Raw genomic sequence first — 5,920 nt, 5'->3', positions numbered from 1 at the left:
CGGCGAGTGATTCCTGGGCGATGAGGCCGCCGAAAGAATGACCGATAACAATTGGTTTGGTTGCGGGTGAACCGATGAGCCGGGCGTAGTGGTCGACCATCTGCTCGATGCCGACATCGTTCATGGCGTCGGGGTTGGCGCGGGTCTCAGCGACTGTCGGTGCGTCACCGGGCCAGCCCGGAGCCGACGCGCCTCAGATTCGGCAATGGTCGTTCATGGACTCGATATCGAAGACCAGATGCATGCAGCCGCGACCCCAAGGCAAGCTCTACGCCAGTATCCCGCCTACGTTGGCGTTGCATGCGCGCCGACGTTGAACCATCGGTTCTCAGCGCGAAACCCAGAGGCTTGTCTCGGGACACCCCCTAAATGTATCGCCGCCTCACGATGTTGCGCCTAGCCCGATCACATTGTTTTTTGGCGCTGCCGCCGAACCCAGTGCGCCGAGCGCGGCCATGTCGTCGATCGTGTCGTCGTCGGGGAATAGGTGCACGTACAGGTCCAGCGTCGTCGCACGTTGGCGTGGCCCGTTAACTCCGCGATGATCGATAGGCCTGATCACGACCGCGACACACAAACTCGCATAGATGTGGCGCAGTGGGTGTTGTACGGACATAGCGGCCGTGGAGGGGCTGCTCGAGACGCTACCGAGACGAGTGCGCCAGTTTGCTAGCGCCGTGGCCTACATGCTTGGTGCGCCCAACCGCCGGGGTGAGCGGCCCCTAGCAGGCGGCCTGGTTTGGCCGTACCATCTCTGACCAGGCCTTACTTAGTGGGGCGGGCGGGGCTCGAAGCCGCGACCAACGGATTATGAGTCCCTAGCCAGCAAGTCGGCGACCAGGCAAACGTTACCTAGAGAAAGGTCGCTGTCAGTACGGTTGCGGTACGTATGCGATAGACCTTGCAAAAACTGTCCGCGAGGGGCACCGGCCGCCAATGCCGGGGGTAGGGGTTAGGGTTGCCGCCCGGCCGAACTGGCGCGGAGTACCCCGTGCGTACCCCGAACGCCACCGAACCACAGCCGCACCGGCACCGAACCGTGAGCGTGTGCCCAACGAACCGAAGACGCAGGTGCAGTTGGTATTTGAATTCGCTGACGGCGCCCTGACCAGACACTTTCGAATATCCGTTCGGCGCTGGAAATAGCTTCCCAAGCTGAATACGCGGGTTCGATTCCCGTCATCGGCTCCACTCTGACCAGCGTCGACGGTGGTTCGAACCAGAAGTTCTGGACCGCGCCTCCGCCAACGGGTTACGGCGAGACCCGGACGCGTCCACAACCGCAACCCGTGGAGCAGTTGGGCATCGCCATACGGGTGCTCGGCACGAACCGATCGGCGCATCTCCTCGAGTCATGGGCGGACTCCAACGCCCTCAAGAGACGGGTTGAGGGCGCCGTGCCGCTTCTAATCCATCGAAATGGAGCGACACGCCGATCGCGAGGACGCGCGCCGGGACGCCGAGCGGCTGGCAGCGATCGAACGCCAGCGGATCCGTGAAGAAGCCGAGCGACTGGCCGAGGTCCAGGCGGTCGATTGGACTAGAGATGGAGAACCCGCCGGTCGGAGGATCTTCTGGCTCGAACTCGAGAGCCGATGGGGTCGTGCAGCGAAGGGAATCGCGTAGTCGCCTACTCTTTGCGTCCGCGCCGTGTGGGGTGAAGATTCTGGAGAGCAGTGCGATTCGCGCCTGCGCTGAAAGGCGAGTCATGGCCGAGGAAAGTTTCGACTACATCGTCATCGGATCGGGCAGCGCAGGCGGAGTCGTCGCCGCGCGACTGAGCGAGGATCCGAGCGTATCGGTGCTGCTGCTCGAAGCCGGGCCCGAGGACGACGATGACATGATCCATCTGCCCGTCGGATGGTCCACACTTTTCAAGACCAAGTGGGATTGGGGCTACCGGACGTCCCCGCAGAAATATCTCGGTGGCCGCCGGGCCGACTGGCCCCGTATGAAGGCTCTCGGCGGCTGCTCGTCGATGAACGCGATGGTCTACATCCGCGGCAACCGGGCCGACTATGACGAGTGGCGCGATGCCTATGGCGCGACCGGCTGGGGCTACGACGACGTGCTTCCGTACTTCAAGAAGGCCGAGGGCAACACCCGGCTGAGTGACCCCTACCACGGCACCGATGGTCCGGTGCACGTCGAGGACCGCCGGTACACCCACGAGCTGAGCCACGCGTTCGTGGAGTCCGCCGTCACCGCGGGGTTCAAGCGCAACGATGATTTCAACGGTGCCGAACAGGAGGGTGCGGGCCTCTATCAGGTCACCTGCAAGAAGGGCCGCCGGTGGTCGGTTGCCGACGCCTACATCCATCCGGCCAGCATGCGATCCAACTTCACCGTGCGCACCGAAGCATTCGTGCTGAAGATCAATATGGAAGGCACCCGCGCAACGGGAGTGACCTATCGGCGCGGTGGCGTCACCCAGATGGCCCGGGCCAACGCCGAGATCGTGCTGTCCGCGGGCACGGTCGCCAGCCCGCAGCTGCTGATGCTCTCGGGCATCGGCCCCAGGGGCCACCTGCGCGAACACGGCATCGACGTCAAGGTCGACCTTGCGGGCGTCGGCCAGAACCTGCAGGACCACCCGGTCTCGTGGGCACTGTTCTACACCAAGGACACCACCGACCTTTACGAGTTCCTGTCGCTGGGCAACGTGGTTAAGGCCCAGAAGGCCGGTCGCGGACCGCTCACCTCCAACTGCGCCGAGGCCGGTGGCTTCTTCAAGTCCCGTTCCGATATGGAGGCGCCCGACCTGCAGTTCCACATGGCGCCGGCCGGTTTCTACGACCACAGTCTGCACGAGCCGGTACGGCGTGGGTTCACCGTCGGGTCGACACTGGTACGCGTCGAGAGTAGGGGCTTCGTCAAGCTGCGCTCGGCTGACCCGACGTGGCACCCGGAGATCGATGCGGGTTACTTCGACGACGGCGCCGACCTCGACGCCATGATCGCCGGATATCGCACGGTGTATGACGTGGTCGGCCAGGGGCCGATGGCGAAATACATTGCCGAGCCGTGGGATCCCGCATCGAGCAACCCCACCACCGACGACATCCTGTCGGCGATCGCCCGCCGCGGGCAGACTATCTATCACCCGGTCGGTACTTGCGCGATGGGCACGGTCGAGGGCAGCGTCGTCGACCCCGAGCTCAAAGTTCATGGCGTTGAGGGCCTGCGGGTCGCCGACGCCTCGGTCATGCCCCGCATCCCTCGCGGCAACACCAATGCGCCCACCATTAACGTCGGCGAGAAATGCGCCGACCTGATGAAGGAGTCCCGATGACCGCCACGATCGAAACACCAGCGCCCGGGGCAGCCTCGTCCGGCGCAACCTTCGAGTCGCTCAACCCCGCCAACGGCGATGTCGTCGGAGTGCACCCCATCTGCAGCAAGGCAGACGTGGACGCCGCGATGGAGCGCGCCCGCGCAGGTGCCGCCTGGTGGAGCGCGCTGTCGTTCGGCGAGCGCGCCGAATACCTGCTCACCTGGCTCAGCGTCATCACCCGTCGCATCGCCCAGCTCTCGGAGTTGGCGCATCTGGAGACCGGCAAGCCCACCGGTGACGCGCAGCTCGAGATCGTGCTCGCCATCGAACACATCGCCTGGGCCGCCAAGCACGCCAAGAAGATGCTCGGCAGCCACAAGGTCAAGTCGGGTCTGCTAATGGCCAACCAGGCCTCGACCGTCGAGTACCAGCCGCTCGGCGTCATCGGTGTGATCGGTCCGTGGAACTACCCGGTGTTCACGCCGTGCGGCTCCATCGCGTACGCGCTTGCTGCCGGTAATGCCGTGGTGTTCAAGCCCAGCGAATACACCCCCGGGGTCGGGCAATGGCTCGCCGACAAGTTCACCGAGGTTGTTGGCGGTCGTCCGGTGTTCCAGGTCGTCACCGGTTTCGGCGAGACCGGCAACGCGCTGTGCACCTCGGCCGTCCACAAGCTCGCGTTCACCGGCTCCGGCGCGACCGGCAAGAAGGTCATGGCCGCGTGCGCGGAAAACCTCACGCCTGTGCTGATCGAGGCCGGCGGCAAGGACTCGCTGATCGTCGACGAGGACGCCGACCTGACCAAGGCCGCCGAGGCCGCGCTCTGGGGTGGTATGTCCAACGCCGGCCAGACGTGCATCGGCACCGAGCGGGTCTACGTGCACGAGAAGGTCTTCGACTCCTTCGTCAACGAGATCGCCAGTCAGGCCAACGATCTGCACGCCGGCCCCGACGGCAAGATCGGCCCGATCACGATGCCGTCACAGCTCGGCATCATCAAAAGCCACATCGACGACGCCATTGCCAAAGGCGCCAGCGCCGTACTCGGCGGTGCGGATGCAGTCGGCGAGCGCTTCGTACAACCGACGATCCTCATCCATGTGCCTGAGGACTCCACCGAGATCACCGACGAGACCTTCGGGCCCACGCTGGCGATCAACCCCGTCGAGAGCATGGATGAAGCCATCAAACTCACTAACGCCACGAAGTACGGACTCGCCGGGGCGGTGTTCGCCAAGAAGAACGGTGTCGACATCGCCCGTCGGGTGCGTTCGGGAATGACATCGGTCAACTCGGTGATGGCCTTCGCCGGTGTGCCGGCACTACCGTTCGGCGGTGTGGGCGAGTCTGGCTTCGGTCGCATCCACGGCCCCGATGGTCTGAAGGAGTTCACCTTCGCCAAGGCGATCACCCGGCAGAGGTTGAAGCCGATCATGCAGCTGACATCATTTGCGCGCGACGCCAAGACCGACGGCAAGGTCGCGCTGATGATGACGGTCCTGCATGGTTTCAAGAAGACGCTGAAGTAGGGTTGCGCGATCAACCCGGGGTGGGGGTTAGGGTCGCGCCGAACCGACTGCCGATGTCATGGCCCTCGTGGGCTTGAGGCAGCGTAGCTAACAAGGCCGATAGCCTTCTCGTCACGGCGCATCCACGTCTAGTGGGTGCGAGACATCCGCGGCCTCGATCGCCGGCACCGCCGCACCGACTAAGAACAGCTCAACAGCAGTCGCTAGTGCGTGCCAACGGAGACATCGGCGTGCCGCTGCAATCGGGCGTCGCCGATCTGTCGGTATACGCTCCGTGCCGGGCGCCGATCTGGCGTTGGACCTGTGGGTCGACACGCCAAACCGGCCGGGTTACAAAGATCCTAATCGAAGTCGATGACGCCGCGGATGTTTCGGCCTTCGCGCATATCCGTGATTGCCTCGTTGATCTGATCCAACCGGTAGCGACGACTGATCAGCTCGTCGAGTTTGAGGTTGCCGTTCTGGTACATCGACAACAGCATCGGCATGCTCGCGCGCGGGTTCATCCCGCCGTACAACAGGCCCTTGAGTTGCTTGCACGACTGGATTACGTCGACGAGAAACAGCGGAACCGAAGTCTCGGATACCCGCGGGACAGCCGTCATCAAGCAGGTACCGCCCTTGCGCGTCAACATCAGCGCCGGGGTTACGAGGTCAGCCGTGAGCACGCTAGGTGTCAGCACCACGCGGTCCGCCATCACACCTCGGGTCAGCTCCCGTACAAGAGGGATGGCCTCCCACACCGACGGACTGGTATCCGTCGCGCCGAAGAACTTGGCGGTATCACGTTTAAACTCAACGGGATCCACCGCGATTACGGAGTTGGCACCTGCGGCGCGGGCACCCTGCACGGCGTTGACTCCCACTCCACCGGTGCCAATCACGACCACGGTGTCGCCCGGTTGCGTTCCGACGCCCACGGTGCCGGAACCCCAACCGGTCGTCACCCCGCACGACACCAGGGATGCCGCTTCAAACGGAATCGATTCGTCGATCTTGATCACCGACTCTTCGGCCAATACGGCGTACTCGGCGAACGTGCCCAATTGCGTCATCGCCATTAGGTCCTCGTCTCCGAGGTGGCGGCGCCTGGTGCCATCCGTCGTCATCTCCTTTG

6 protein-coding genes and 1 pseudogene are annotated in these 5,920 nt (G+C 64.1%); 3 read left to right on the top strand and 4 right to left on the bottom strand.

All coding sequences use genetic code 11. The annotated features are described in order from the left end of the window. From ACLP9N_RS38575 to ACLP9N_RS38565, 3 genes and pseudogenes are all read right to left on the bottom strand, one after another. A pseudogene (locus ACLP9N_RS38575) lies at positions 1 to 169 on the bottom strand (alpha/beta hydrolase); the annotation flags it as partial. After that, complete coding sequence (locus ACLP9N_RS38570; protein WP_442412319.1) at positions 165 to 302, bottom strand: hypothetical protein; 138 nt, start codon at positions 300 to 302, stop codon at positions 165 to 167. The gene ACLP9N_RS38570 and the pseudogene ACLP9N_RS38575, both read right to left, overlap by 5 nt. An 80-nt stretch (positions 303 to 382) precedes the next feature. Further along, the gene (locus tag ACLP9N_RS38565) at positions 383 to 616 is read right to left on the bottom strand and encodes a hypothetical protein (RefSeq protein WP_442412318.1); all 234 of its coding nucleotides are present in this window, start codon (positions 614 to 616) and stop codon (positions 383 to 385) included. A gap of 803 nt (positions 617 to 1,419) precedes the next feature. Here ACLP9N_RS38565 and ACLP9N_RS38560 point away from each other — a divergent pair. From ACLP9N_RS38560 to ACLP9N_RS38550, 3 genes are all read left to right on the top strand, one after another. Further along, positions 1,420 to 1,626 (top strand): hypothetical protein, encoded by a 207-nt coding sequence (locus tag ACLP9N_RS38560; protein ID WP_442412317.1) that lies wholly within the window; start codon positions 1,420 to 1,422, stop codon positions 1,624 to 1,626. Positions 1,627 to 1,708: 82 nt separating this feature from the next. Then, positions 1,709 to 3,292 (top strand): GMC family oxidoreductase, encoded by a 1,584-nt coding sequence (locus tag ACLP9N_RS38555; protein ID WP_442412316.1) that lies wholly within the window; start codon positions 1,709 to 1,711, stop codon positions 3,290 to 3,292. Further along, positions 3,289 to 4,803, top strand: coding sequence for an aldehyde dehydrogenase family protein (locus tag ACLP9N_RS38550; RefSeq protein ID WP_442412315.1), 1,515 nt, complete (start codon positions 3,289 to 3,291; stop codon positions 4,801 to 4,803). The genes ACLP9N_RS38555 and ACLP9N_RS38550 overlap by 4 nt, the downstream gene beginning before the upstream one ends. Positions 4,804 to 5,144: 341 nt before the next feature. Here the strand turns inward: ACLP9N_RS38550 and ACLP9N_RS38545 are convergent. Continuing rightward, on the bottom strand, positions 5,145 to 5,920 hold a 776-nt coding region (locus ACLP9N_RS38545; RefSeq protein ID WP_442412314.1), incomplete at its 5' end, for a zinc-binding dehydrogenase.

The organism is Mycobacterium sp., assembly GCF_052144515.1.
In the GTDB taxonomy this organism is placed as follows: Bacteria; Actinomycetota; Actinomycetes; order Mycobacteriales; family Mycobacteriaceae; genus Mycobacterium.
The sequence above is the reverse complement of the archived record's forward strand: the minus strand, read 5'-3'. Positions and strand labels throughout refer to the sequence as shown.

What these genes read in the sequence shown, in the direction of transcription:
- ACLP9N_RS38570 (WP_442412319.1), bottom strand. Translation starts at nt 302, where the DNA reads ATGCAACGCCAACGTAGGCGGGATACTGGCGTAGAGCTTGCCTTGGGG.
- ACLP9N_RS38565 (WP_442412318.1), bottom strand. Translation starts at nt 616, where the DNA reads ATGTCCGTACAACACCCACTGCGCCACATCTATGCGAGTTTGTGTGTC.
- ACLP9N_RS38560 (WP_442412317.1), top strand. Translation starts at nt 1,420, where the DNA reads ATGGAGCGACACGCCGATCGCGAGGACGCGCGCCGGGACGCCGAGCGG.
- ACLP9N_RS38555 (WP_442412316.1), top strand. Translation starts at nt 1,709, where the DNA reads ATGGCCGAGGAAAGTTTCGACTACATCGTCATCGGATCGGGCAGCGCA.
- ACLP9N_RS38550 (WP_442412315.1), top strand. Translation starts at nt 3,289, where the DNA reads ATGACCGCCACGATCGAAACACCAGCGCCCGGGGCAGCCTCGTCCGGC.